Source organism: Armatimonadota bacterium, from assembly GCA_028871815.1.
Lineage (GTDB): Bacteria > Armatimonadota > Chthonomonadetes > Chthonomonadales > Chthonomonadaceae > REEB205.
In genome coordinates, this window is sequence record JAGWMJ010000001.1 from 401,580 (window position 1) to 425,771 (window position 24,192).

Here is a 24,192-nt window from a genome sequence, read left to right on the forward strand (position 1 = left end):
AATGCGAGCAATAAAGCACGGGTCATGGAGCATGTGACGAACCATTACCTGTCGTCTACCCGATTCAACGGCATTCCATTCTCCGATCTGCTCCAAGAAGTTCATTTGGAAGAGCCACTGGGGAGACGCGCCCTACGCTCGCTTTTGAAGGACGGCAGCGTTTCGCTTGAATTCGGCGACCGGCATCCCAACCAGTTCATAAAGGCGCTGCGCGAGGAGCCTCTCGAAGGCCAGATTGCAAGGTTCGCCGAATGGGAGCGGGAAAACAGAGAGCCACACGAACCGAAGGTTGCACTTCGAATTCCGGCCACGGAACACAGCCCCGAAATCAGAATCGTGAAGAGCGAAGGCAGCTTCTGCGTTTACCCAACACCACAGCATCTAGCGACTGTCGTTAACGCCGCTGACTACGCCGGCAAGCCATTCACGCTCCGACTAGCCCGCGGTGAGCCGCAACTCGGTTTCGAAGTTTTCGACCTCAGCGTCTTGGAGCATTATCGAAACGACCCCCGCTACTACTATCAGAACGACGACATACTCGGAACAATCTACCTCGCAGAACATCCGCCGCGACAAATGCCGGAGTCCGATCAGGTCTACCTTCAGGCATTTGGCTTTGCATACGACGAGAAGCTCAACCGAGTGTTGGCCGCGTGGCTGTGGGATCTGTCCTGCCTCTCACCCGAACACCAACAGTTGTGGAACGCGAAACGCGCTATCGGCGAATACAAGCTCCATCCGGACTTCTATCGCGGCCAGGTCTTAGGGGAGTGGTACGAGGGCATATCCGTGTTCGGCGCGTTCATCGAGCAAGTAAAGTTCGTAAACGAAGCGTGCACAGTAATGGGGCGACCGGCCTTGTTCAGGAACGTACTCTCGCACGAGGACAGACCGCGCGAGTTCGGGTTCCTCCTCCGTCCAACTCTCAAGGACTACAATTCCTTCGTCCACTTACTCGACAAGCTACTCTCGGAAAACGTTAGCTTCGACTTCTTCAGGAACGAGATCACACGAGAGCGCGAGATCGTACGCAAGGACGGAAAGACCATTGTTGAGCAGAAGGGATCACTCCAAGTCATGGAGGAGTGGCTGAAGTCGAAATATCCGCCTGAGGCAGCTCCGGATATCGAGGACATGATGGAGGCGTTCAAGAACGTCCGCCGTCAGCGGCAAAAACCTGCACACGCCGTGGAGGAAAACCGCTTTGACAACGACTTCGTCGTTCAGCAGCGTAAGCTAATGGAAGAGGTCGTTGGCGCGATGAATACCCTTTGCAGCATGTGCCTGTCCCAATCGGCAGTCAAGGCTAAGGGCATGAAGCACCCGTTGGAAGGTAGACAGGTTTGGCCAGTGTGACACGACCAGTGGCAGGTAACTAATCTCGTAGAAAGAGTCGGGAGCTTTCGGTCATGTGGAAGAGATCGCGCTCGCGCCGGGTTCCGCGAATTCACGAACGCGGCATACAGCAAGCCGCAGCACGTCGCGGGCCAGACGAAGGGCGCACACGATGACGCTGGAGCAGGAGTTTCTACAGGACATGATCGGCGGCGACGACATTCTGCGAAAGCAGTACGGCTACAACGCGACGTACTTCCGACAAATGGTCGCCGAGCACGGCGGCGTCGAGGCCGCGCGCTTGCTGTTGCGGAGCAAGGACGCCCAGGCTGGCCTAACTACCCTCTGGGAACTGGGCCGGCTCGACATGAGCATGGAGCAGCTCGTACTGCGCGCAAAGTACCGCTCGCTATTCACGGAAGAAGAGCGGGCTATCGCCCGAAAGCGGCTACGGGATCTCGGCTACGAACCGCGGATGGACTGAGCTCGCCGGCCACCGTCGCAGAAAAACCCTAAGAGTGGAGAATAGCCGATGCAAGCCAGGCTCTGCCAGTTTACGAGCATTATCAACGGGATCACGCAGTTTGTCATTCCAGTCTTTCAGCGCGATTATCGTTGGACAGAAGCGAACTGTGAGCAGTTGTGGAAGGACGTACTGCAGGTCGCCGCAGGCTCTGGCGACCATGCCCACTTCCTCGGCTCGGTCGTCTACGTGTCCACTGGAGACTCAAGTGCCGGCTTCACACGTTGGCTGATGGTAGACGGGCAGCAGCGTCTCACGACGCTAACCCTTCTACTTGCCGCGCTCCGCGACCAGATCCTCGAATCGCAATGGACAGGCGGAGAGGATGGTCCGACCGCCAACCGAATCGACGCCTACTTCCTTAAGAACCTCCAAGAGGAGGGGCCTCGACGCCACAAACTCGTTCTCCGCCGCTACGACCAGAAGACGCTCCAAGCGATTCTCGACGCTTCACCGCTGCCAGACACGATTTCTGAGCGTATCCGGGACAACTACGAGTACTTTCGGGAGCAGATGGCAGGGACCGATCCAGAGGTTGTCTACCGTGGGATTGGTCGGCTCGCCGTGGTAGACATTACCCTCGATAGGGCCACCGACGATCCGCAACTCATCTTCGAAAGCCTGAACTCCACAGGGCTTGATCTCAGCCAATCCGACCTCATCCGTAACTTCATCCTGATGAGGTTGGATGACAAGGAGCAGACGCGCCTGTATGAGAGTTACTGGGGCAAGATCGAGAGCCTCTTCCGCGGATCTGAACGCACGTTCGATGCCTTCATGCGCGACTATATCGCACTGAAGACTCAGGCGAGCAGACAGGAGCGAGCGGACGAGATCTACTTTGCTTTCCGGCGCCTGTTTGGCGACCTTGGCACCGGTCATGACGAGCTGGAGCACTTCCTGGACGAGCTGTATCGGTTCGCCCGTTACCACGCGATGTTTAGCATGGGTACGGGTTCCCCTGAGAAGTTCCGAGAGCCACTTGCCCGCCTGCGAAGGCTCGTCGATGTTCCAGCGACCATCGTCATGCGTCTGCTCGACTGCCGCGATACCTACGGCACTTTGAGCGATGAGGACTTCGTCCGGGCTGTCGGGTTGATCGAGAGCTACATCTTCCGGCGTTCGATTACCGGTGACCAGACGCGTGGTTACTGGCAGGTCTTCGCGAATCTGGCGTATCGCATCGACAATGGGCAGCCCTTGCAGTCCCTAATGGTCGGGCTCGCACGGCTTCGCGATAATTACAGCTTTCCTGATGACGGCGAGTTCCGCAAGGCCCTTGAGGAGCGGGACATCTACGGAAAGCGGGTCTGCTTTGAGTTGCTCGATCGTCTGGAGAATCTCAACACCAAAGAGGTGACGGATACCAGCAAGTACTCGGTCGAGCACATCATGCCGCAAAACGAGAACCTCTCGGCTGAGTGGCGAACCATGCTCGGCAACGATTGGCGCGAAGTCCAGCGGCTATGGTTGCACCGTCTCGGCAACCTGACATTGACTGGCTACAACAGCACCTACTCGGACCGGCCATTCTCCGACAAGAAGACAATCTCGGGAGGATTCGAGGAGAGCTCCGTTCGCCTCAACAAGTATGTCCGGGAGCAGTCATGCTGGACCACTGCAGAAATGGAGCATCGAGGAAAGCTCCTCGCAGGTCAAGCTCTCGTTGCCTGGCCGAATCTTGTGGTAGACAAGTCGCTGATCTCCGCCGCCGACGAGGCAGAAAGGCGAGCCACTGCAAAGCGCCGCGACGTGGGAAAAGTGCCAATGACGCCACGAGCCCGCGAGCTATTCCAGCTATTGAGCCAGAGGATTCGCGACATCGACGGAGAGATTATCGAGCTCGCCGAGCAGAAGTCCGTCAGCTACTACCACGGAGCGTTCTTTCTGGAACTCCTGCCGCGAAAGCACGGGATCGTCGCATTGCTCGCCCTCGACTTCAACGAAGTTGTGGACGACGCCGGCATTGCTAGGGACGCCTCGCAATGGAAGTTCTTCGCAAACGCTGTGCACGAGGGCGGAGTGAGCGTGAGCATCAACCAGGAGTCCGACGTGGAGGACGCGATGGCCATCATCCGGCAGGCGCACTCAATCGCTTCCGCTGGCACGGTGTAACGTGTCGTCCGGCGTTCAGCGGGATCACTTGAGGGTGGTGGCGCGCTGCTATGGCTAACACGCGTTGCCAGTTGACCGTTGAGGAGTGGATAAGGCAATCGTGGATGCCGATCGGGTTCGGCAAGACCTTTCTGCCGCGACCCTACGAACTTACTACAGTGGGCCATTTCGATTTCGACGCCGTGAGCGACGGCGGCACGATCGTGTGGAGGGTCCTGGCAGCCGGGGAAGAGGAGCCAAAGAGCGTCTGTAGTCCGCCGTTCGTTCTGAGGAGGTTGGTGAGGAAGACATGAAGCTCAAGCGAGTTCGGATTCAGAACTACCGTAGCATCAAGGACGCATCATTCGACGTTGGCGACCTTTGCGCACTCATTGGTCCGAACAACGCCGGCAAGTCCAACATTCTGAACGCGCTAGCCTATCTACTCGGCGACACATGGCCCACGACCCGTGCGGTTGACCCTGCTGACTTCTACGCCTATTCCGAGGATGATCTAGTCCTATCCGTATGGTTCGATGAGGTTCGACAAGTCAAAGGCGATGTCGGCGCACCTGTGGACTTCACCGGAATCCAGTTCAAGATCGACAGATACAAGAAGAAGACAGGGAAAAAGCAGGTCGGCGATCTAAAATCGTCTTTCCTCTGCATCGACAACGCCGGCCAGGCGGTTCAGATACTGAAGAGGCCGAACCCGAACGCCAAGCCGTATCCGACACCGGCCAACGTAACCACCGACATCCGCGATGAACTCCCGGTCGTGATGATCGACGTTGACCGCAACGCTCGATACCACCTTTCAGGCAGTTCCCGCTCCATCTTCGGAAGGATGCTCGCAGACATCGCAAAAGAGCTACGCGATGACAAGGATCGGTTCAAGCAGTTTGAGGCCAAGTTCGGCGAAGCCCGTAAACTGTTGCGCACACCGGGTTTCGAGCAGATGGAGTCCAAGATCGGAGAGCAGCTCAAGAAGCACACTGGGCTGGAGAATGTCACGCTTCAGCTAGATGGATTGGACCCGATCAACATCTACAAGAACTTCTCCATCCTCTTCCAGGATGCGGATACACCCCAAGTAGTAGACTCAGAACGAATGGGCTCAGGCGTTCAATCCGCGCTTGTTATGAGCTTGCTCCAAGCATATAGGGAAATGAGGAAGGAGAATGCGGTTCTCCTATTCGAGGAACCTGAGCTCTATCTACATCCTCACGGTCGGCGCCACCTATTTCGCTTGCTACGCGAGCTCGCAGCGAACGGCGTTCAGACCGTATACACTACGCACAGCCAGGATTTCCTCGACCTCTCCTCTCTTGAGTCGGTCCGAATGGTCCACAAGACGAAGGTCACTGGTTCATGCGTAATCCCACCGGACATGCAGAAGGTCAAAGGCGATTGGCGCAGCCGAGTGAAACATCTGAGCGAGCCGAAGAATGAGGTGTTCTTCGCGCGGCGCGTCGTAGTCGTCGAAGGCGCGACAGAGCGCCTTGCTATCCGGCGGTTGGCTACGATGATGCCGACTGTACTGGAGCTCGATCATTGCGACTGTTCCGTGATTGAATCGAGTAGCAAGAGTGCCGTCCACATCCTCGTGAATATCATGGCCGCGCTCGGAAAACCGGTGCTCGCCATTTACGACACCGATTCCGACAAGACTGCCCCTGCGGACATTGGGACAAACGAGAAGTGGGAGAAAGAGATATCGGCCGCAGTAACGGCGCACGGCAAAGCCCACGCATGGAAATGCGATCCGTGTTTTGAGTCCGAGGCTGGAATGGCCGATCCGCGTAAGTCCGACAAACCGGAACGAATGATGGAATGGCTCGATGCGGCGGGCGACTGGAACGGCATCACCAAGCGCCTTCAAGACCTCATGCAGACTGTTGCCGTGTTTGCCAGGACGTAGGCTGGAGCCCCGGAGTTTTATCTGTGCGGCGTTTGTGTTGAACAGGTTGAAGGCGAAATAGCAAACCGGCGAATTACATTACGAGTTGCCGCAGATAGGCATGAAGATGACGATTGATTTTCTCGTCGTCACGGCTCGCTCGTGCTTCTAGCAGCAACCTAATGTCGGTGTCGTCGAGCGCCAAGATGAATCCCCGATCGTCGTTCACCGCATCTCGGCAACGCTTCGTCATCATGTCTCTGTCCTGTATTGAGCGACAGACTAATAAGCCACACTTACCGCGATTCGGGCTGAAGCGCCCCGCCAGCTGGTCCAACTCCGGGTTCACAGGATCATCTTTGTAGTTCTTGCACTCGGCGAAGACATACGGGCATGGAATGTCGTGCCTCAACTTGAGATCGAAGAAGAAACCCTTGCTTGCTGAGTTCTGAAAACTGATGTCAATGCGCTTGCGCCCATCATGGATCTCCTGCTCCTTCTTCGGGTATCTAAGAGACGGATAGAAGATGACCTCCAGCGCGCCCATGATGAAGGCATGAAACCTTCCTGCAGTATCGCCACCCGGAGGAATAGAGTCTAATTCGTCAATCAGTTTACGCACATCGATCGCGCGACGGTCAGTCTGGACACCTTCGATTTCCTCGTTGTTAGGCGGGCCGGGCTTGGCGGCGAGCGACTTCTTATACTCCTCCAGTATGTCCGGGTGCTCCTCCGAGAACTTCGCGAGAAACGCTTTACTGCAGGGATACTTCTCCTTCAGGTCGGTCTTGGTGACTACGCGTTTACCGTTCTTGAGGACTTTGACAAGCGACGTCGCGGCTTCCAAGTTTTCGGCTTGAAGGTATTCCAAGACGAAGTTGCGGTGGTATTCTTGATGATCGACAGCAAGTCGAAATCTGGTCGCTGCTTTGGGGACAAGAATGAGGCGTTCGCCCTGGTAGGTGGGGAGATTTACGTATCGATTCTCCCAATTGCGACGATCTGAGTTCCAAACGAACCCGGATTGTGTCTTGCGTGTTGGAATACCCAACAACGTACATTGAGTTTCGGTGTATTCTAGAAGCTTGCCCCGAATGATGTTGACTGTGACATCCGAGATCTTATCGTTACTGATACCTTCAATCAGAAGCTCGCAGTCCGACAGATCGCGTAGTTGTCCAGACGCGACCGCCCGGCTCTTGCTCAATTGTGAGTAGATCTGATTGGCTTGATGGCGCCCGATTCCTCTCCCAGCCGGACGACCCGAGGACAACCCTAGGTGGGTTTCGTTCGGCTCGTGCAGATTCAGGAGTAATGTCCCTGCCGTGCGAGTATCACCGCTGCGTATGCTATCAACTACCAGTTGGAAGAAATCTACGATGAGGTCGTTGCATTCCATATACCAAATGTCGTCGGCCAAACTCAGCGCGTAAGGATCAACGAACAGCGGGATGTCAGTCGTGAGAGGAATGTCAATGAAATCCAATTCCGCTTGAGACTTGCCCAATCGGAAGTGATCTGAGAAGCGGTATGCCACTTGATTCTCTCCTGAACTGCCGTAGAGCAAATCGCTGGGACGGCCTAAGCAATGCTAACGCCAGTGCTTAAGCGCTAGGCCCGCCGATCAACCAGCTTTCGTCGTCACCGAAGACGGCTGGCATCCAGTTACGCACCTTCTTGTTGCCTCAGAGTACCACACGAGAACGGGCGCGCTGACGAGCTGGTACGAGGCCAGGCACGCGCGGTATCTGCGTCCCTCGACGCGGCGGGAACACTGGCCCGAGTATGCGCAACATCAATCCCCTCGCGAAGACTCTTCGGATGTCAGGCCCTACTGCAACCGAACATGCAACTGTACTTGTCGTCGGCGCCAGGGCATACTCGTTGTCATGTACGACGAGCGGGCAAGGTGGGAATCACGGGCGCGGGCGGAACACGATGCGGAGCGCACAAGGCGCGCATATGCCGCGGTCGAAATGCTCGACGCCTTTGCTAACGTCGGCGCGAAGGCGTTCGACCTCACAATCACCTCCGAGATTGGGGAGAAGGTCAGCTTCAGGCGCGGCGTCCGCGGTCAGGAGCTCCGCCGATCTCTGCCGGATCTGCTGGCGCGCTGCTGCGCCCATCGATGGAACGTGATCGTAAGGCCGAAGGCCCCGCCCGTGTTTCTGCAGCTTGACGACCTAGACGCCGAGCGCCGCGGCCGGCTCGATCGCGTATCATTCCTAAGCCTGGAAACGAGCCCCGGCAACTTCCAGGCGTGGGTCGCGCTCAACGAGGTGAGCAGCGACGACCTTCCGCGTCGGCTCCGCCTTGGTGTTGGCGCCGATCCGAGTGCATCGGGAGCCACGCGAGTCGCCGGCAGCAGGAACTTCAAGCCCAAATACGCCCCCGACTACCCGGAGGTCGCGGTATGTCACGTTCGGCCGGGCAACCTCACATCAGAGGCAGAGCTGGGCGCGGCGGGCTTCCTCGCTCCTCCTGATACGAGGTGTGCCGGCCCCGTCCCGAAACGACGGCCACTGCGGACGCGGAAACGATGGCCGTCGTACGAGCGCTGTGTCGCCGACGCGCCGGCCAATCACGGCGGCACCGCGCCTGACATCAGCCGCGCGGACTTCACATTCTGCCTTATCGCCATCGATTGGGGCTGGACGCCGGACGATACCGCGGCTCGCCTGATGGAAGAGAGTTCGAAGGCGAGAGAGAACGGCGAGCGATACGCTAGACTGACCGCCCAGCGCGCAGCAGATGCCTTAACGCGTCGGCGCACCGCCTACTGACCCGTTTACGCCGCTTCATCCACGACCGTCCGCGTTCTGCCCTGCTCAAGTATCCAGTCATGAGCGCGATCGGCGGCCTTGCACAGCAGCGGAAGGTCCTCACGGCCGAAGCTGTCGGAGCGCTTCCATTGCTGGCCGTCCTTGTATATCCGACTGACTGTAACATTGTGCCGAGGGCCGTACTCGGTCTCGTGCATCCAGATCGCCGCCACGATGCGCCCAAGCCGGATCTCGTGGACTGGCTGGTTTGTTCGCCCGATGGATTCGCCATTAAGGTCGCTGTCCTGGTCATCGGGCTGGGCCGGTAGGGGTTGTCGTCGCTGCCTCGTCTCTGTGTTGCGCATGTTCCTCCAAGGTAAATGGGTCCGCTCGGCTGCCTGGCAGAGCGGCGCGTTCGTGTAGATGCTCCTAGTACTCCTCCGGCAGGAGGATGGTCGTGACAGACCTGTCCGCCTCCGTGATGATCCAGATCTTGGCGCCAGTCTGCGGGAGCGTGTACGCGGAGAGGAGCCGGAAGCCTTCGCGCAAGGACAGCTCGTTCTCTTCCTGGTCGGCCTTGCAAACCTCACCCCAATCTCCGCGCTGATGTCGCCGGATGAACTCCAGTGGCGTCACCTTCGCGTCCGTCAGAGCTTCGAGCGCAGCCGGCGTCGCAAGGAGCCGTCCTAGGTCCACCTGAATTCGTCGTCGGCGGTCGGGGTTCTGAGCGAGCATCTTGCCTCCAGCGTGCCAGCATAGCAGCTCGCGCCCGCTAGTCAAGAAAAGTCTACGCTCGCGCACGATTTCCTCTTGACGCCTCGGTACCGCTGGCCTAATACTGCATCCTGCCTACAGGATGCAAGGGAGGACATATGGTCAGCTATCTCAAACACTTCCGCCTCAACCGCCCACCGTTCTCGACGACCCCCGACCCGGCGTTCGCTTATAGCAGCCTTGAGCATGAGAAAGCCCTGCTCAAGATAGACTACTACGCACGTGAACGACAGGGGCTCTTCCTTCTGATCGGTGAGGTCGGCACCGGCAAGACCACCGTATCCCATCTCGCCGTGAATTCGTGGCGGGAGGAGCCGGACCGGTTCGTTGTCGGGCAAGTGAACGACGCATCACCCCGCACGCCGGCAGCGTTCCTCCGTAACGTCCTGGCGTCGTTCGGCATTCCGCCTGTGAGGAATCTACTCGACCTCAAGGCGGAACTGCGGGCCTTTCTGGTTGACGAGTACAAGAAGGGCCGCACCGTGGTCCTCGTCATCGATGAGGCGCAGACCATACATTCCTACAACCTCCACACGATCCACGCGATGACGAACGAGCAGACGCAGACCGAGAAGCTCATCCAAATCGTGCTTCTAGCCCAGCCCAACTTCAAGAACAGGCTCGCACAGAATCCGGCGCTGAGATCGAGGATCGCCGGCATTGCAACGCTTGACCCCCTCACCTGGGAGGAATCGCTCGAAATGCTCCGCCATCGGATGACAATAGCGGGCGGTCACTTCGACGGCGTGTTCCTGGAACCAACGCACAAGATGCTCTACAACGCGACGGGAGGCGTTCCGCGCGACCTCTGCGTTCTCTGCAACGCGGCGCTCCTGGCCGCATTCGCCGCGGGCAAGCCGGAGATTGACGATCACACTCTGCGGCGCACGCTGAGCGACTACAACATGAAGAACTGGGCGAGCCCCGATTTCCGGGCGGCAGCCAACCAATAGGCAGATATGACATCGCAACGAACGAGAAGCCTCACACTCCCCAGCGATCCGGTTGCCAGATTGCGAGAGCTGCACGAGCTCGATGCACGACCGCGCAACGGCGCAGAAACGCAGCAACGTAGCAACGCACCCTCGCCGCAACGCGCCAACGCTGCCACGAGCGAGCCAGTCAACGCTGCTCCGCCAGAGCCAAGCACCGCGTCAGCGCGCGAGCGAGAGGACGCCCAACCGCACGACCGCAGTAACGGGGCGGCGCCGCAAGGCGAGGTTGGCGCAGACCCGGTCCGCCAGGCCATGAAGGACGCGCTTAAGCGTCCATACGCCACCGACCTACACAACGGGCCGAGTACGAGCTCGACAATCCGGCTTCCGGCGGACCTCTGGGAACGCCTTGACATGGCCGCGCGGCTCCAGAGCCAGACCAAGCAGTCAATTATCGCCGATGCGCTCAAGGAGCACCTTCAGCGCATCGGGAGGCGATCGCAATGACACGCGCGCTCATCCCAAACAGCACTCAGATTCCCGATGTCATCCTCGACTTCTGGCTTTCGGAACTCTCGGGCGCAGAACTCAAGGTCGTTTTGTACGTTGGGCGCAGGACGTTCGGCTTCGGGAAGCAGAGCGACAACATCAGCCTTAGTCAGATAAGCACCGGCATCGTTAAGCGCGATGGAACTGTTCTCGACACCGGCACCGGACTGTCCCGGTCAAGTGTCGCGAGAGCAATCAAGACCCTGGAGGCGAAGCAGATCATCCTTCGCAAGTTAAACCTCAATGAGAAATCGAACGAACACGAGGAGAGTACCTACCGACTCAATCTCGCTTGGAGGGTCAAGGGCAGTTCGGGAGGGGGAGGGAGGGTAGTCCCAGATTCGGACCACGTACCTTCAAACGGTGACGCGAGGTGGTCTCACGACCGGACCACCAGTAGTCCCAAGATCGAACCGGGCGTAGTCCCAGAATCGAACCCTCAAGAAACAGCACAAGAGGCAGAACAAGAAACAGCAGCAGTGCCATCCGTACCGTGTACGGATGCTGCTGAACTCGTACATGAGCTAATCGCTCATGACATGAACCGAGGTGACGCGATCCGACTTGCGACGGCTGACGCCGCCCAGTGCCGCCGGCAACTCGACTTCCTGCGGTTCCGCATGAGAGTGGGGTTCGTCTTCAAGAGTGGCCGGGGGGCGTTCCTTCGCCGAGCTATCGAGGACGGATTCGCCCCGCCACGAGGTTATGAAGAAGCACGGCGCGCAGAGGTCCGATCCATGGCGAGAAAGGCTCACAGGAGCGCTGAGATTGCCCTGAGAGCCTCGAAACGGAGTTCGCTGAAGCAGACTCTTGCCCGCCTTGAGATCGACCAACCTGACGAGTTTGCGGCATTCCTGGCATATGTTGAAAGGAAGAAGCGGGAGGCCGTGGACAGACCGATCGTCAAGGGAGCGCCGGAAGTTGGAGAACGGCTCATCCGGTCCTTCGAGACCGAAGGAACACGTTTGGCGCTGCTGGCAGAGTTTCTTACCGATCAGTCACTCTCGTACGGGACGCAACGGATGCCGCGCTCATTCGACGGATCGACGCGGATTGTCGGCTCGACCTCTTCGAGGAAACCGTCGTAGGTCCGAATTGCCAGACCACTCGATTCGTTTCCCCGCCGCGCTTCCAACTTCTCTTTTGCACGCACGCTGCTCAGCTCGGACCTACGGCCAATGACGAGTGTGCACTTCGGGATGAAGAAGCCGCGAGAGAGCGGTTCGCCTGCGACCTCCTCATACCGCGGTCCAAAGACCTCTGGCAAATGCCACTGGTTTCGGCCGATCCAGTAAGCACACGCTTCGAGGAGTTCCGTCGCGCGGTGGAACTGAGGCGTGAATTCCTCGCGCTCCGTGAAGATGCGCGTAGCTGGATCTGCGAAGGAGATCACGTGGACGTAGCTCCGACCGGATTGCGGCTCGATGTATGCAAAGTCGGCGCACGCGAGATCAGCGTGAGACTTGTGCCCAAGATCAATATTGGACATTACAACGCCGGCATGAACGAAATCTGAACCCGCCAATAAGTGCGGATGCTGTCGGAGCAACCTCCTGACGGCCGCGGCGGTCTGCTCCTTGTCGATTGCTCGCGCAAGTTCGGCCCGTAATTGCTCGCTTGAGCTCTGCTTCACTGCTTCATAGGGCTGCCGCGGTTCGTTAACGACATCGGCCCCTACGTGCCTAGTGACGTGGAATCGCTCAACAGACGGAAGGTCTGCCATGTTCGATCCGCCCTTGGCACGGAACTGCGTCAATGCCCAGACAGCCCTATCCCGTTTTCCCAGGAACTCGCACGCTTCCACATACCGCCTAGTCCGTTCTTCGTCGGGCCGCGGATTCTCCGCTAGAGCGATTGCAAGGGACCTGATCTCGGCGTCGCGGTCACCCTTCTCCCTCGCAAGATTTGCGATGGCGTCAACCGCAGCGAAGAGTTCCCCTCGGAGTAGCTCACGCTCTGGTTCGATAGATGCAACTCCATCAGGGAAGTCTGATAACAATCGACTAGGGCGCATGTGCACGGCCGCTTCGATTTGAGCCGGATCGGCATCCGCCACCGCGTCGATGAGAATCGAGCGGAACTCAATGAGGTCGAATTCGGCGCCGGTGAGATCCAAGTGGATAACGCCTGCGGCCGGACGCGATATCCGCTCCTCTGCCCAGCCGAGGCAGGCCTCAAGTTGCGGCATGATGCGATTCACGGGGTAGTTGGTTCCGTCGCCGAATGGCCATAGGGCGACCGACAGCTCTCTCCTCGACAACGAACGACTCCGCGCACTCGCCATCGCTAGCAGGATGAAGACCCATCGCGTCTTCTTCGGCATGAACCGCACAGGATTGCCGTTTACCATGACCTCGCTCGCGCCGAACACGCGAATTCCCAGGGAATGGGAACGGCCTGTGTCAACTGCCATTGCGCCGCGATTGTCCTTCCATTGAACCCTCCGCTTCTACGTTAGTTGCCACCCAACATTCCCGAACTCCCAGGGATTTGCCACTCCTTTTGCAATCCGCCCCGGCCGCACAATTCAACCATTAGCGCGGGCCGCATATCCTCATCATGCGATGCGTGCTCGCCGGGAGCAGGTCCGGTGCCAGCCAAGCGAGTGGACATCGACAAAACGAAGAACGCCGATCGGCTCGCGGTGCATTTCAGCTCGCGGACTGACCTCTGGGCGACACCGGCCGACTTCTTCGCCCGCTTCAACGATGAATTCCAGTTTACCCTCGATGTTTGTGCGCTACCCGAGAACGCCAAGTGCGAGCGGTTCTTCACTCCGGCTGAAGACGGACTGAGCCAGCAGTGGACCGGAGTCTGCTGGATGAATCCGCCGTACGGTCGAGCCATTCGGCACTGGGTCGAGAAGGCGTATCACAGCGCGCGAGCCGGAGCCACGGTCGTTTGTCTCCTGCCAGCCAGAACAGATACGAAGTGGTGGCATACGTGGGTCAAGCCCTTCGGCGAGACACGTTTCATTCAGGGCCGGCTCAAGTTTGGAAACTGCAAGAATTCCGCCCCTTTCCCTTCAGCGATTGTTATCTTTCGGCCTGGCGCTGCACCGATTGTGTGCAGTGCTTGCGAAGGTGCCGGTCAGCACCGATGACGCCCGCAACCATAGCAAGGATGGAAGCGGGCCTGACCATTAAGGAGGCGTCACGCCGAGCAAGGATCAGCGAAGGGTATCTTCGCCAGATCGAGCGCCGCGGTGCTTCATACTCGGTAGCCCGGCGGCTCGCCGCGCTCTACCAGTGTCGTCTCGACGTGTTCTTGCCAAGAAAGGAGGACAGTAAGGCGCCATTCTAACCGGGCTACCTGTGGGGTCGCAGCCACAGGTAGCCTCTCTTCCTTTCCCCGTTCTTCTCGCCCCTGATTACCGTACGCTTCTCCTCAACCTATCAGCCGGGGAGTATTGCCGGTGCTGGTTCTCTATATCCGCCTGCGCGAGCGCAACGTAGCGGTTCGTCATTGTCAGGCTGGTGTGCCCGAGGATCTGCTGTAGGGTGAACACGTTCCCTCCGGCCCGCAGAAACTCCACGGCAAATGTATGACGGAATGTGTGCGGGCTGCAGCGGGCAGCCTGTAGCCTTGCCGAGCGACCCAGCCGCACAAACAGGAGCCGGAGGCCGCTTCGAGTCAGCCGTTCGCCGCGTTCTGACATGAATAGGGGTTCGCCCGGTTCCTGTGGCTCTGCTTTGAGGTAGTTCCACAGCGATTTCGCCGCCGTCTTTCCAAACGGAACCATCCGGCGCTTGTTCCCCTTCCCAACCACTCCACAGCGCCTTGCCTGAAAGTCTACATCCTCGCGATTCAGGGAGCAGAGCTCAGAGGCACGCAGGCCGGTGTCCAAGAGGAAGTAGACAATCGCCTGGTTTCGGTATGCCATCTGCGAACGCTTCGCTGCGTTCAGGAGAGCTTCAACCTGGTCCGTCGTGAACGGCTGAACCTGATCTGCGCGTGAGGTCGGAACCGGAATGCGCTCCATCGGGGAGACGCCGAGTCCGTCTTCCGAGACGATCCAGCGAAAGAGGGTCCGCAGGTGTCCGTGGTAGGTGTGAACCGTACGCGGGCGAACGGGGCGCGTCTGCTGTGCGTTTCCCCAGCGCCCGCCGGCTTCCTGGTGGCCGTTGGTGACGTAGGCGAGGAACTGCCTTAATTCCATCGTGCCGCAGCAGTCGAGGTTCTTTTCGCGCAAGAACCAGACGAGCTTGCTAACGATGGAGCGGCGGTTACCGAGGGTGCGAGCGGAATGCTGATCGATTTCGCCGGACAACAGCCAGCCATCCGCGTAGCGCTCAAGGTCGTTTACGCCGATAGTGGCCGCCTCCGTTTTCGTAAAACGAGGCGCTCTGTTGTTCATTTTATCCTCCGAACGGTCGTTCAGAGGACAGCAAGACGCCAAACTATTGCGCTCAGTCTGAGCACGAAACGTCGCAGCAGTGCTAGACTTTTATGGGCAGTACTGGATTCGAACCAGTGACCTCCTCGGTGTGAACGAGGCGCTCTACCGCTGAGCCAACCGCCCGACGTTGGGAATCTACCACGGCGCCGGGTGAATGTCAATGCCGGCGCGGTGGCTGCCAGCCAGCCAGAAACCGGGTGATCTCGACCCGGGGTGAGCGCACGTCCTGCACCAACGCCGCCAATTGAACCCGGGCGCCGACCTTGCCGGCCGACACGCCGTGAGCCGGCTCGTCGGCAATCTAGGCTTGCAGAAACGTGACCAGCTCGGGGCGGTGTGGACTGCTCACCACCGCTTACAAATACGAACAAGTGAGCCGGCACGCTGCCGGCTCACTCGTTCTGGAACCCGGATTCCGGAGTGCGGAGGAGTGGAACCCGCTATGGGGCGGGCGGCGGCCCGCCCGGTCCACCACCGCGCAGCTTCATGATCCTGTCCATCATCGCTTTCTGCTCCTGCGAATCGTAGTCGGCAGCCGGCAGCTCCTTATAGTCGGCCGGAATGGTAAAGAGCGCATCGTCGAGCGGATCGCGCGAGATATCGGTCAACTGCTGCGTCATCTGTTGGCCGTTCGGACCCGTGACGATCATACGGGTGATGATGCCGCCCATCAGGGCCTTCATCTTGTCGATATCGCCGTGCAGCGTGTACGTCATTTTGCACCCGGTTGGTGTGGTGACGTCGCGGCTCGGCATGAACCGGGCGGGACAGCCGGACGGCAGGGTACCGGGCGCCGACCATACCTCGATCGTAGACGTGCGGTCGGCATCCCCCAGGCAGCCGGATGTCACCGAGTGAATGGTGAGCTTCGAATGCGTGCATGGCAGGTTGGCTACGGTTTCCTGGCCGAGGTCCTGCACGGTGAATGTGGTATCGGATTTCCCGGTCATCTGTCCGGATTGCGCGCCGGCGCCGCCTCGCATTCCACGGAAACTTTGTGCGGCGAGCGCGGGCGCGCCGACGGGCGCGACCTTATAGATCTTGAGGTTCGGGTCCAGCGTGTAGGTCTGCTCTTTCGCGCAGAGCGTAAGCGTCACCAGGGTCATGTCCATCGGGCCGAACTTGATGTGCGTTTCGGTGCGCTCGTTAGCTCCCTTATAGTAGTGAGTAACCGAGATGCCACCGCCGGGTCTGCCGGCGCCCCCGCCGACCTTCATTTCGGTGGTGTACTTCACGTCCGCGTTGGCGCGCGCCGTGATAGCGATAGCCGCCGCGGCCGCGGCTATTGCCAGCGGGCGGGTGTTAATCCTCATCGATAACCTCCTGGATCGCCAGAGTTGATCTCTATCGCGGAAGAACGAGGCAGGTCCGTGCGCCAGATTTCGTCACGCCCGGGGCGCTATTCCTGCTTCGAGACGCTGCAATCCGGGGGTTTTTCGGGGTCAGAAATCCCAATCGGGGCACGGGCGGGGTAAGCGCAGCAGCCGGTCGAGACCCTCGAGCAGCCGATCCGGCGCCTTTAACTTATCGGTGATTGCCAACCCCGTGGCCGGCTGCACGCCCAGCCACAGCCGCGTAAACGCGCCGACCTCGGCCTGCATGACCGGCAAACCCGGTGCGGTTCCGCGGTGAGCGCTCGATTCCGGCCCGAACGTAATCACATACTCTCCGGCGCATCCTCGCCACTTTGAAGTTGAGCCGGCTGCGAGGTACTTCTCAATCGGATCTGAGAGCTTCAGGTTAAACCGGATGGGCTCACCGCAAACCTGCGTCTTGCTCACGCACGGCTCCAGGTGGTTGATGCGCGCCTGCCAGTAGCCGCGCGCCTCCAATCTGGCCGCAAACTTGCCGCCCGCTGTGGTGCGGAACCGGGCAAACGGCTGGCTCAGCAGATCCTGCAGCTGGATGCCCGCGGGTTCGGGCATCCGAACCAGATGAATCCGGTCGCCGAGGGAGCGGATCACCGACATGAGCTCGAGGAACTCTGTTGGCGTGCGCCAGGCCATAAACGGGATGAAGAGCGGCCCAAACTCTGCATTGTCGTCTGTGCTGAACCATGCCATGTGGGTGATGGCCCCGGAGCCTGGGTCCCGGAAGCCCAATCCGAATGTCGTCGCCGGGTTGTTCATCCAGCCGCCCGAGATGCCGACCGGGTGCAGGTTTGTGCCGCCATGTGAGCGTCGCCGCGCCAGACGGCAGGCGTGCACGGCTTTCTGCTCATCGCACGCGATGCGCTGCGGCGGTCGGTGCGAAACGGGCAGCTGCAGGTCGGCAGGGTTGAACGACGCCCACACCTCGTACGCGCCGGTGCCGAAACCGAGTTCATTGTAGAACCCCTGCTCAAACATGCCAAGCACCGTAAGAGCCGCGCCTTCCCGAGCGTCGTGCGCCACAAGCTGCGCCGTCAGGCGCCTGGCCAGCCCCTGCTTGCGCGCGATGCGGCTAACTGCAACACCGGTCACGCAGGCGATGGGCAGCTCCGAGTCAAGGTACTGCATCGCTCCGCGGCATGAGCATGCCAGGGCCTCAGCCGAGCCATCCATCTCCGCAACTACAGCCCGGCCGGCCTCCACAACCATGTCGGCATCCGTACCGAGCCCGGAGGGGTCCTGGCTCCAGCCAACTTCCATCCAGATTCGACGGGCGGCGTCGCGGTCGCGCTTCTTCCTGTACGCGCGTATTGTGGCTGATGGGGCGTTCATGGAAGCGGTGCGGCAGGTGCCTTAACGAGCAACAGGGGCGGCTGCGCAGTTTGTGCGCTGCCGCCCCTTGTGAAGTGCCGGGGACAGGAGTTGAACCTGCAAGCCGTTAAGCATACGCACCTCAAGCGTACGTGTCTACCATTTCACCACCCCGGCACGTTTTGGGCCGTAGGGATACGGGGAATCGAACCCCGGTTTGAGGACTGAAAATCCCCCGTCCTGACCGCTGGACGATATCCCCAAAACAAGCGCCGCCGAATAGCGGTGCCTATTATGGGCGAGCCATGGTGGCAGAGTCAAGCGCTGCCTGTGGCCGCGCCTACCGCCCGCCGGTGGCCAGGTTGCCTTTCTGGATAAACTCCTGCCACAGGTCATCCAGGCTCATTCCGGTGTCATCCTTCCAGAGGTCCGGTGTGTAGGTGTTGGATCGCAGTGCGGCGTTCATCTTCAGCGCGATGTTCACGTGGTGCGCTTTCTGGATCCAGGCCAGAAAAGCCGCGGCGGTCTTATAGGCATCGGTATAGTGGGCGCGCTGCGGGTTGATGGGCGGAAGTTTGGCTTTTGGCTCGTAGACGAAGAACCGGACCCAGTCAGCTATTCCCTCCACGAGCCACGAGGGATCGTAGGTGGGATACTGCTGCACCACATGCGTCATTTCATGGATGACCATGCCCTTGTCTTCGGGGTGCTGTTCAATCCAATGCGCTGCGATGTGGATGGTGGTCCCGGCGGTGTACGCCACACCCTTCATATCCTTTACAAACAGCAGGTGGACCTCACCGGGAGGCGTGAATCCTGGCGTGGCCAGCAGCTTCGCCACCTTTGGGTACCACTTCTCAACCAGTTTCTGGGCCATGGCGGCCCATGCCGCATCGTTGGGAACCTGTGACGTATCGGTTGTGACCACAACCGGTTTCGGGCGCGGCGCCAGCGCGGAAGCAGAGATAGGACAAACCGCTATAGCGCACATTGCCGAGGCAGCCGCGAGGGCGTGAAGGTACTTCATAATGTGGTGATTGTACCCGTCCCGGCGCTCGCCGCGCCACGATGCGGCATCCAACCTCCGGGTGGGCGAGGGCGCTTCTTCGCGTATGTTCGCGCCGCGACCCAGCCTGACGGAGCGGCGTGCGATCCGGCCCGACCGGGCGCCGGGCATGTTGGGTATACTGTGCCGTCTGTGGCGCGTCGGTGTTTTGCCCGTGTAGGCAGAAGCGGCGCTACAGTTTGCAGAATTGACGGGGGCAACGACGCCTACCCAGATGCGTATGCCCCATAACGACCGCTCCGGTCGCGGCGCGTAAAAGCGCTCCGGGGCCGGCGGCGAGTGGCGAAAGGGTTCCACGAGAATGGTCGCTCAAGGCAATCGTGCTGCCCAACCTCTGGCTGTTGGCGCAAGCCCGGCGCACGGAGTTGAACTGCTGAGGCTGATGATGCTCTCTCGCGAGGGCGACCGGCGCGAAGCGATTCTGATGCGGCAGGGCAAGGGCTGGTTTCAGGTGCCCGGAATGGGGCATGAGGCTATGGCCGCGCTAGCCGCCGAGTTGACGCCGGACGACATCCTCTTCCCTTTCTATAGAGACCGGGCGCTGGTATTGGCCCGCGGCATGACCACCGAGGATTTGGCGCTGGACTTTCTGGCGCGCCAGGGATCCAGCAGCGAGGGCCGGAACATGCCCGCGCACACCTCGGCCAGGGCGCTGAACATCTTCTCCATCGCCACGCCAACCGGGGCGCAGTGCCTGCCCGCGGTTGGAGCGGCACAGGGGATCAAGCTGAGCGGCTCAAACGCCATTGTGCTCTGCTCGATCGGCGATGCCGCAACCCGCCAGGGCGAGTTTTTTGAAGCGGTTTGCCAGGCGGTTCAGGATCAGCTTCCGATTGTGTTTGTGGTGGAGGATAACCAGTACGCCATCAGCACGCCAACGGAGCATATGCTGCCGTTCCGGCTGGATATATTCAACGCGAAGCTCGTTGAGCGCATCAACGGGCGCGTGGTGACCGAAGTTACCGAGCGGTGCGGCGATGCCATTCGGCGCACCCGCGCCGGCGCCGGGCCGTGCATCCTGTGGTGCGAACTCGATCGGCTTGGGTCGCACACCAGCGCCGACGACCAGCGCGTCTACCGAGCCGCCGACGAGCTGGAAGCCCTGCCCTTGCGCGACCCGATTCTGCTGTACGGTCAGTACCTGATTTCACAGGGCCAGCTTGACGAGGCCGGACTCGCCACCATGCACGCTGAGGTACTGGAAGAGGTAGATGCGATTTATGCACGCATCGACCTGGCGCCGTTCCCACCGCCGGCCACGGTCCTTGAGAATGTGCTTGGGGAGGAAGGCAAACCGGGCCCCATACCGGCTCAGGCCGACGGTGAAACCGACACCATCGTGGCAGCGGTCAACCGCACGCTGCGTGCCGGTCTGGCTGCCGTGCCGACCATGCTGATGACCGGTGAAGATATTGAAGATCCAAAGGGCGGCGTCTTCGGCATCACCAAGGGCCTCAGCACCGACTATCCGGATCGTGTCCGCAACTCGGCGCTTGCGGAGGCGACTATTGTGGGGACGGCGGTTGGTCTGGCCGCCACCGGCTTCCGTCCGGTCTTCGAGATCCAGTTCATCGATTTCATTACGCCGGCGTTCAACCAGCTGGTGGTTCAGGCGTCCAGTCTGCGCTGGCGCACGGCAGGAACGTGGACCTGCCCGGCGGTGTTTTATGCCCCGTACGGCGCCTATCTGCCCGCCGGCGGCATCTGGCACAGCCAGAGCAACGAGGGCTGGTTCGCGCACATCCCGGGCCTTCGCGTTGCGGTGCCCTCCACGCCAGAGGATGCGGCCGGGCTCTTCTGGTCCGCGCTGCACGATAACGATCCGACGCTGATCCTGGTTCCCAAGCACATATTCCGGGTCCGGATGCCGGTGCGGCCCAACACACCTGTGCCGTTTGGCAAGGCTTCGATTCGCCGTTCCGGCACCGACGTCACCCTCGTTGCCTGGGGCAACTGCATGGAGATTGCCGAACAGGCTGCCGACGAGGTGGAGAAGCAGGGCGTCTCGGCAGAGATTGTGGACCTGCGCTCCATTGTGCCCTGCGACTGGCAGACCATCGAGAATTCGCTGCGCAAAACCGGCCGACTTGTGGTGGTTCACGAAGATACCCGCACCTGCGGCTTCGGCCAGGCAGTGATTGCCGAAATGACTTCCACGCCGGACCGCTTCTTCCTGCTGAATGCGCCGCCGCAGCTGGTCGCGCGGCCGGACGTCCACATTCCGTTTTGTCCTTCGCTTGAGTTGAGCCTGCTCCCATCGGTGGAACAGGTGGTACAAGCGATACACACCACACTGGAGTAGCCACGTGCCGACTCAGGAAATACTGGTGCCGCAGATGGGCGAAGGCCTGCAGGAGGTGCGAATCCTTAGCTTCGCCAAGAACCCGGGAGATATGATCCGCCGGGACGAGCTGATCTACAGCATGGAGACCGACAAGGCAACCATGGATGTGGAGTCGCCGTTTTCCGGGACGCTACGACGCTGGCTGGTATCGGAAGGCGATATCGTGCCGATCGGCGCGCCGATTGCCGAGGTGGAAGTGGCGGCCGCAACTGCCTCCAGCGCGGCGCAGCCTGCTCCAGCGGCGCCACCGGCAGATGCCGCGGCGGTGCCGCCGGCCGCCGCTCGACCGGTGCTGCGGGTTGCGCCGCGCACCCGGCAGCACTGTAAAACACTGGGTGTGTCGGAAGAGGAGATGGCGCTCATTCCCTCCCTATCCGGCACACTGATGCCGGAGGATGTGGATCGCTACCTTGCCCTCCGCGCCCCGGCCGAGGGCCAGAGCAGCTCGGAGTATACCGATCACACGCTGTCACAACAGCAGCGGTTGTTGATCTACCACTTCAAACGGAGCGCGCAGACCATTGTCCCCGGCACCATCCGGCGCGTGGTGGAGTGGGGATTGGTAAAGTCACGCGTGGGCCAGATCAAGCGTGACCAACCGGAACTGCACGTCTCGGAGTTTCAGTCGTTTGCCTGGGTTGTTGCCCAGGTTTCCAACCAGCATCCAAAGTTCCGGTCCATCCTGGTGGGCGAGCAGACGCTGCGCGAATATAACAACCTGAACATGGGCGTGGCCGTGTCGCTGCCGGAGGGCAACCTCACCACGGCGGTGATCCGGGCAGCCAATCAGCTGCCGTATCCGGAGTTTGTGAAGACGCTTCAACAACGCATCCGCGCCGCCCGGGATGGCGCCGACCAGGCAGACGCGGCCACGCAGCTGCTGTTGACGTACATGGGAGGGTACGGCGTGATTGATGCCGTGCCCGTGTTGGTCGCCCCAGCGATCGCGGTCCTGTTTATCGGCGCCGCATTCGAGCAGGAGGGGAAGACGTTGGCCAACACCGTGCTGACCTTTGACCACCGCGTGGTAAATGGCGTGCAGGCCGCGGAGTTTCTGCAGGCCGTCGGCCAGGCTGCGGAGGAGTTTGGGCGCGATGGGGTGGCCGCATCGTGACCGCGGCGCCGGTGACCCGAAACCCGCCCATTGGCGGCGGCTTTCTGACGATGCCGGCGGATGGAGATCCCGGATTCGCGCCGGAGGATCTCTCGGCGGAAGAGCGCCTGATGGGTCGCACGGCGGCGGAGTTTCTTGCCGGCGAGGTTCTACCGCAAACCGAACGGATTGAATCGGGCGATACGGCGCTCATGCACGGGCTGATGCAGCAGGCCGGCAGCCTGGGTCTGCTCGCAGGCGATATCCCGGCGATCTACGGCGGACTCGGCGCGAGCCAGGCCGCCTGCGCGCTGATTGCCGAAAACCTCAACTGGCAGCAATCGTTTGCCCTAACGCACGAAGCCCATACGGTAATTGGCACGCTGCCCCTACTCTACTTCGGTTCGGCCGATCAAAAGCGGCGGTACCTGCCGAGTCTGGCGAGTGGCGAATACATCGCATCGTTTGCGCTGAGCGAAGCCGGATCCGGCTCGGACGCGCTGGCGGCCGCCGCTCGGGCCACCCGCTCGGCGGACGGTAAATCGTACACGCTGACGGGCGAGAAGATGTGGATCACCAATACGGCGTTTGCCGGCCTGTTCACCGTATTTGCCCAGGTGGAGGGCAGCGGGTTGACGGCCTTTCTGGTGGAGCGCGATTCCCGCGGATTTGGCTTTGGGCGTGAAGAGCACAAACTGGGGATGAAGGGGACCTCCACGCGGCGGCTGCTTCTCGATGACGTTTTGGTGCCGGCCGAGAATGCCATGGAACCGGGGCGCGGTCACTACGCCGCGCTGTGCGCTCTGAACATGGGCCGAATGCGGCTGGAAGCCGGCGCAACCGGCGGCATCAAGCAGCTTTTAGGCGCCTGCTGCCGGTATGCGAAGCAGCGCCACACCTTTGGCAAGGCGCTTGCCGAATACGGGCTCATTCTCTCCAAACTCGGCGCCATGGCAGCGGACCTGTTCGCACTTGAGACCATGGTATACCGGCTGGCCGGGGACCTGGACCGCCTGTTTGCACCGATTGACCCGGACGGAGGGGATGCCGGAGCGAAATACCACCACGCCGCGCAGGAGATGGCGCTGGAGTGCAACGCCGTCAAGGTGTTCGGCTCGGAGGCGTACAGCCTGCATGCGGACGAAGCGATCCAGATCCATGGCGGGAACGGCTATACCGAGGAGTATCCCTTCGCCCGGACGTGGCGCGACCAGCGCCTGCTGCGCATCGGCGAGGGCGCCAACGAGATCGTGCGTGTGGCCCTGATCAACCAGCTCGACCGCAGGATCGCCAAAGGCGCCGTGGCGCTGCTCGATGACGATGCGGCCTCTTTCAGCGAGGAGGATCTGGAACGTGCGCTGCGTGGGATCATCGGCGCCGCACATCGCGAGCTGACGCGCTGCGCGGATGCGATGCATCCCGCCGATGCGCAGGTGGCAACTGCCGCGCTCGCCGACCTGGTGGTGAGCCTCTACGCCTGCAGCAGCATGCGGATGCGTACCGAGCGCTCCACTGGCGAGCGACGGAGCGTGATGCAACGGCTGCGGGATGCGGCAGAGGACCGCCTGACGGCAACGGCCACCGGGGCACTTGCCGTGATCCGGCGCACCCTGCCGCAGAACAACCTCGCAACTACCCGGTTGGAGCGACGACGCTCCTTTGGCCCAAACCCATGCATGCTCCTGCGCCTGGCAGCCGAGGCGTCTCTGGAGCGTGACGGGTACCCGCTGTGACCCC

General features: G+C 60.6%; 21 protein-coding genes and 3 tRNA genes. 13 read left to right on the forward strand and 11 right to left on the reverse strand.

Going from position 1 to position 24,192, the window contains the following annotated elements; genetic code table 11:
- The first annotated feature begins 105 nt into the window (after positions 1-105).
- The 5 genes from KGJ62_01620 (at position 106) to KGJ62_01640 (ending at position 5,873) form a co-directional block, all read left to right on the forward strand.
- Positions 106-1,356 (forward strand): AAA family ATPase, encoded by a 1,251-nt coding sequence (locus KGJ62_01620; GenBank protein MDE2125269.1) that lies wholly within the window; start codon positions 106-108, stop codon positions 1,354-1,356.
- A gap of 151 nt (positions 1,357-1,507) precedes the next feature.
- Positions 1,508-1,819: a hypothetical protein gene (locus KGJ62_01625; GenBank protein MDE2125270.1), complete on the forward strand. Its 312-nt coding sequence runs from the start codon at positions 1,508-1,510 to the stop codon at positions 1,817-1,819.
- Between the two features lie 48 nt (positions 1,820-1,867).
- Entirely contained in the window at positions 1,868-3,973 is a 2,106-nt protein-coding gene (locus KGJ62_01630; protein ID MDE2125271.1) for a DUF262 domain-containing protein, read from the forward strand.
- Positions 3,974-4,023: 50 nt separating this feature from the next.
- The gene (locus KGJ62_01635) at positions 4,024-4,266 is read left to right on the forward strand and encodes a hypothetical protein (protein ID MDE2125272.1); all 243 of its coding nucleotides are present in this window, start codon (positions 4,024-4,026) and stop codon (positions 4,264-4,266) included.
- Positions 4,263-5,873 (forward strand): AAA family ATPase, encoded by a 1,611-nt coding sequence (locus tag KGJ62_01640; GenBank protein ID MDE2125273.1) that lies wholly within the window; start codon positions 4,263-4,265, stop codon positions 5,871-5,873. The genes KGJ62_01635 and KGJ62_01640 overlap by 4 nt, the downstream gene beginning before the upstream one ends.
- 73 nt (positions 5,874-5,946) lie before the next feature.
- Here the strand turns inward: KGJ62_01640 and KGJ62_01645 are convergent, their stop codons facing one another.
- Complete coding sequence (locus tag KGJ62_01645) at positions 5,947-7,389, reverse strand: hypothetical protein (protein MDE2125274.1); 1,443 nt, start codon at positions 7,387-7,389, stop codon at positions 5,947-5,949.
- 352 nt (positions 7,390-7,741) lie between these two features.
- On the opposite strand from KGJ62_01645, the gene KGJ62_01650 reads away from it, so the two are divergent.
- On the forward strand, positions 7,742-8,635 hold the full coding sequence (locus KGJ62_01650) for a hypothetical protein (GenBank protein ID MDE2125275.1): 894 nt from the start codon (positions 7,742-7,744) through the stop codon (positions 8,633-8,635).
- A gap of 5 nt (positions 8,636-8,640) precedes the next feature.
- Here KGJ62_01650 and KGJ62_01655 read toward each other — a convergent pair whose 3' ends face one another.
- Both KGJ62_01655 and KGJ62_01660 read right to left on the reverse strand, forming a co-directional pair.
- Positions 8,641-8,895, reverse strand: a complete 255-nt coding sequence (locus KGJ62_01655) for a hypothetical protein (GenBank protein MDE2125276.1) — start codon at positions 8,893-8,895, stop codon at positions 8,641-8,643.
- Between the two features lie 148 nt (positions 8,896-9,043).
- Positions 9,044-9,349 carry a hypothetical protein gene (locus tag KGJ62_01660; protein MDE2125277.1) on the reverse strand — a complete coding sequence of 102 codons (306 nt, stop codon included), beginning with the start codon at positions 9,347-9,349 and terminating at the stop codon, positions 9,044-9,046.
- Between the two features lie 137 nt (positions 9,350-9,486).
- Here KGJ62_01660 and KGJ62_01665 point away from each other — a divergent pair, with 137 nt between their 5' ends.
- Positions 9,487-10,341: an AAA family ATPase gene (locus tag KGJ62_01665; GenBank protein ID MDE2125278.1), complete on the forward strand. Its 855-nt coding sequence runs from the start codon at positions 9,487-9,489 to the stop codon at positions 10,339-10,341.
- A 485-nt stretch (positions 10,342-10,826) separates the two neighbouring features.
- Positions 10,827-11,960 carry a replication protein gene (locus tag KGJ62_01670; GenBank protein MDE2125279.1) on the forward strand — a complete coding sequence of 378 codons (1,134 nt, stop codon included), beginning with the start codon at positions 10,827-10,829 and terminating at the stop codon, positions 11,958-11,960.
- Here the strand turns inward: KGJ62_01670 and KGJ62_01675 are convergent.
- Positions 11,867-13,285: a DUF4263 domain-containing protein gene (locus KGJ62_01675; protein MDE2125280.1), complete on the reverse strand. Its 1,419-nt coding sequence runs from the start codon at positions 13,283-13,285 to the stop codon at positions 11,867-11,869. The genes KGJ62_01670 and KGJ62_01675 overlap by 94 nt on opposite strands.
- A 198-nt stretch (positions 13,286-13,483) precedes the next feature.
- Between KGJ62_01675 and KGJ62_01680 the strand changes: the two genes are divergently transcribed.
- Positions 13,484-13,975 carry an adenine methyltransferase gene (locus KGJ62_01680; GenBank protein MDE2125281.1) on the forward strand — a complete coding sequence of 164 codons (492 nt, stop codon included), beginning with the start codon at positions 13,484-13,486 and terminating at the stop codon, positions 13,973-13,975.
- Complete coding sequence (locus KGJ62_01685; protein MDE2125282.1) at positions 13,972-14,175, forward strand: helix-turn-helix transcriptional regulator; 204 nt, start codon at positions 13,972-13,974, stop codon at positions 14,173-14,175. Before KGJ62_01680 ends, KGJ62_01685 begins: the two co-directional genes overlap by 4 nt.
- Positions 14,176-14,242: 67 nt before the next feature.
- On the opposite strand, the gene KGJ62_01690 is transcribed toward KGJ62_01685, so the two are convergent.
- The 7 genes from KGJ62_01690 to KGJ62_01720 all read right to left on the reverse strand — a co-directional run bounded on the left by KGJ62_01690 (position 14,243) and on the right by KGJ62_01720 (position 18,979).
- Positions 14,243-15,229 (reverse strand): tyrosine-type recombinase/integrase, encoded by a 987-nt coding sequence (locus KGJ62_01690; protein MDE2125283.1) that lies wholly within the window; start codon positions 15,227-15,229, stop codon positions 14,243-14,245.
- A gap of 93 nt (positions 15,230-15,322) precedes the next feature.
- Positions 15,323-15,394: transfer RNA gene (locus KGJ62_01695), tRNA-Val, on the reverse strand.
- A 317-nt stretch (positions 15,395-15,711) separates the two neighbouring features.
- The gene (locus KGJ62_01700; protein ID MDE2125284.1) at positions 15,712-16,584 is read right to left on the reverse strand and encodes a hypothetical protein; all 873 of its coding nucleotides are present in this window, start codon (positions 16,582-16,584) and stop codon (positions 15,712-15,714) included.
- A gap of 129 nt (positions 16,585-16,713) precedes the next feature.
- Positions 16,714-17,973 (reverse strand): GNAT family N-acetyltransferase, encoded by a 1,260-nt coding sequence (locus KGJ62_01705; protein MDE2125285.1) that lies wholly within the window; start codon positions 17,971-17,973, stop codon positions 16,714-16,716.
- A 75-nt stretch (positions 17,974-18,048) separates the two neighbouring features.
- Positions 18,049-18,129: transfer RNA gene (locus KGJ62_01710), tRNA-Leu, on the reverse strand.
- Positions 18,130-18,142: 13 nt separating this feature from the next.
- A tRNA-Glu gene (locus KGJ62_01715) sits at positions 18,143-18,214 on the reverse strand.
- Positions 18,215-18,292: 78 nt separating this feature from the next.
- Entirely contained in the window at positions 18,293-18,979 is a 687-nt protein-coding gene (locus KGJ62_01720) for a DUF4157 domain-containing protein (protein MDE2125286.1), read from the reverse strand.
- 340 nt (positions 18,980-19,319) lie between these two features.
- On the opposite strand from KGJ62_01720, the gene KGJ62_01725 reads away from it, so the two are divergent.
- Genes KGJ62_01725 through KGJ62_01735 form a run of 3 tightly spaced genes read left to right on the forward strand, consistent with a single transcriptional unit; the run spans position 19,320 to position 24,188 of the window.
- Positions 19,320-21,320, forward strand: a complete 2,001-nt coding sequence (locus KGJ62_01725; protein ID MDE2125287.1) for a 2-oxoisovalerate dehydrogenase — start codon at positions 19,320-19,322, stop codon at positions 21,318-21,320.
- Between the two features lie 4 nt (positions 21,321-21,324).
- On the forward strand, positions 21,325-22,476 hold the full coding sequence (locus tag KGJ62_01730; protein ID MDE2125288.1) for a 2-oxo acid dehydrogenase subunit E2: 1,152 nt from the start codon (positions 21,325-21,327) through the stop codon (positions 22,474-22,476).
- 11 nt (positions 22,477-22,487) lie between these two features.
- Complete coding sequence (locus KGJ62_01735) at positions 22,488-24,188, forward strand: acyl-CoA dehydrogenase family protein (GenBank protein MDE2125289.1); 1,701 nt, start codon at positions 22,488-22,490, stop codon at positions 24,186-24,188.
- Positions 24,189-24,192: the final 4 nt, after the last annotated feature.

Bases quoted from the DNA above. Each gene is read 5' to 3' on its own strand.
- KGJ62_01625 (MDE2125270.1), top strand. From the start codon at position 1,508: ATGACGCTGGAGCAGGAGTTTCTACAGGACATGATCGGCGGCGACGAC.
- KGJ62_01630 (MDE2125271.1), top strand. From the start codon at position 1,868: ATGCAAGCCAGGCTCTGCCAGTTTACGAGCATTATCAACGGGATCACG.
- KGJ62_01635 (MDE2125272.1), top strand. From the start codon at position 4,024: ATGGCTAACACGCGTTGCCAGTTGACCGTTGAGGAGTGGATAAGGCAA.
- KGJ62_01640 (MDE2125273.1), top strand. From the start codon at position 4,263: ATGAAGCTCAAGCGAGTTCGGATTCAGAACTACCGTAGCATCAAGGAC.
- KGJ62_01650 (MDE2125275.1), top strand. From the start codon at position 7,742: ATGTACGACGAGCGGGCAAGGTGGGAATCACGGGCGCGGGCGGAACAC.
- KGJ62_01660 (MDE2125277.1), bottom strand. From the start codon at position 9,349: ATGCTCGCTCAGAACCCCGACCGCCGACGACGAATTCAGGTGGACCTA.
- KGJ62_01665 (MDE2125278.1), top strand. From the start codon at position 9,487: ATGGTCAGCTATCTCAAACACTTCCGCCTCAACCGCCCACCGTTCTCG.
- KGJ62_01670 (MDE2125279.1), top strand. From the start codon at position 10,827: ATGACACGCGCGCTCATCCCAAACAGCACTCAGATTCCCGATGTCATC.
- KGJ62_01675 (MDE2125280.1), bottom strand. From the start codon at position 13,285: ATGGCAGTTGACACAGGCCGTTCCCATTCCCTGGGAATTCGCGTGTTC.
- KGJ62_01685 (MDE2125282.1), top strand. From the start codon at position 13,972: ATGACGCCCGCAACCATAGCAAGGATGGAAGCGGGCCTGACCATTAAG.
- KGJ62_01690 (MDE2125283.1), bottom strand. From the start codon at position 15,229: ATGAACAACAGAGCGCCTCGTTTTACGAAAACGGAGGCGGCCACTATC.
- KGJ62_01700 (MDE2125284.1), bottom strand. From the start codon at position 16,584: ATGAGGATTAACACCCGCCCGCTGGCAATAGCCGCGGCCGCGGCGGCT.
- KGJ62_01705 (MDE2125285.1), bottom strand. From the start codon at position 17,973: ATGAACGCCCCATCAGCCACAATACGCGCGTACAGGAAGAAGCGCGAC.
- KGJ62_01720 (MDE2125286.1), bottom strand. From the start codon at position 18,979: ATGAAGTACCTTCACGCCCTCGCGGCTGCCTCGGCAATGTGCGCTATA.
- KGJ62_01725 (MDE2125287.1), top strand. From the start codon at position 19,320: ATGGTCGCTCAAGGCAATCGTGCTGCCCAACCTCTGGCTGTTGGCGCA.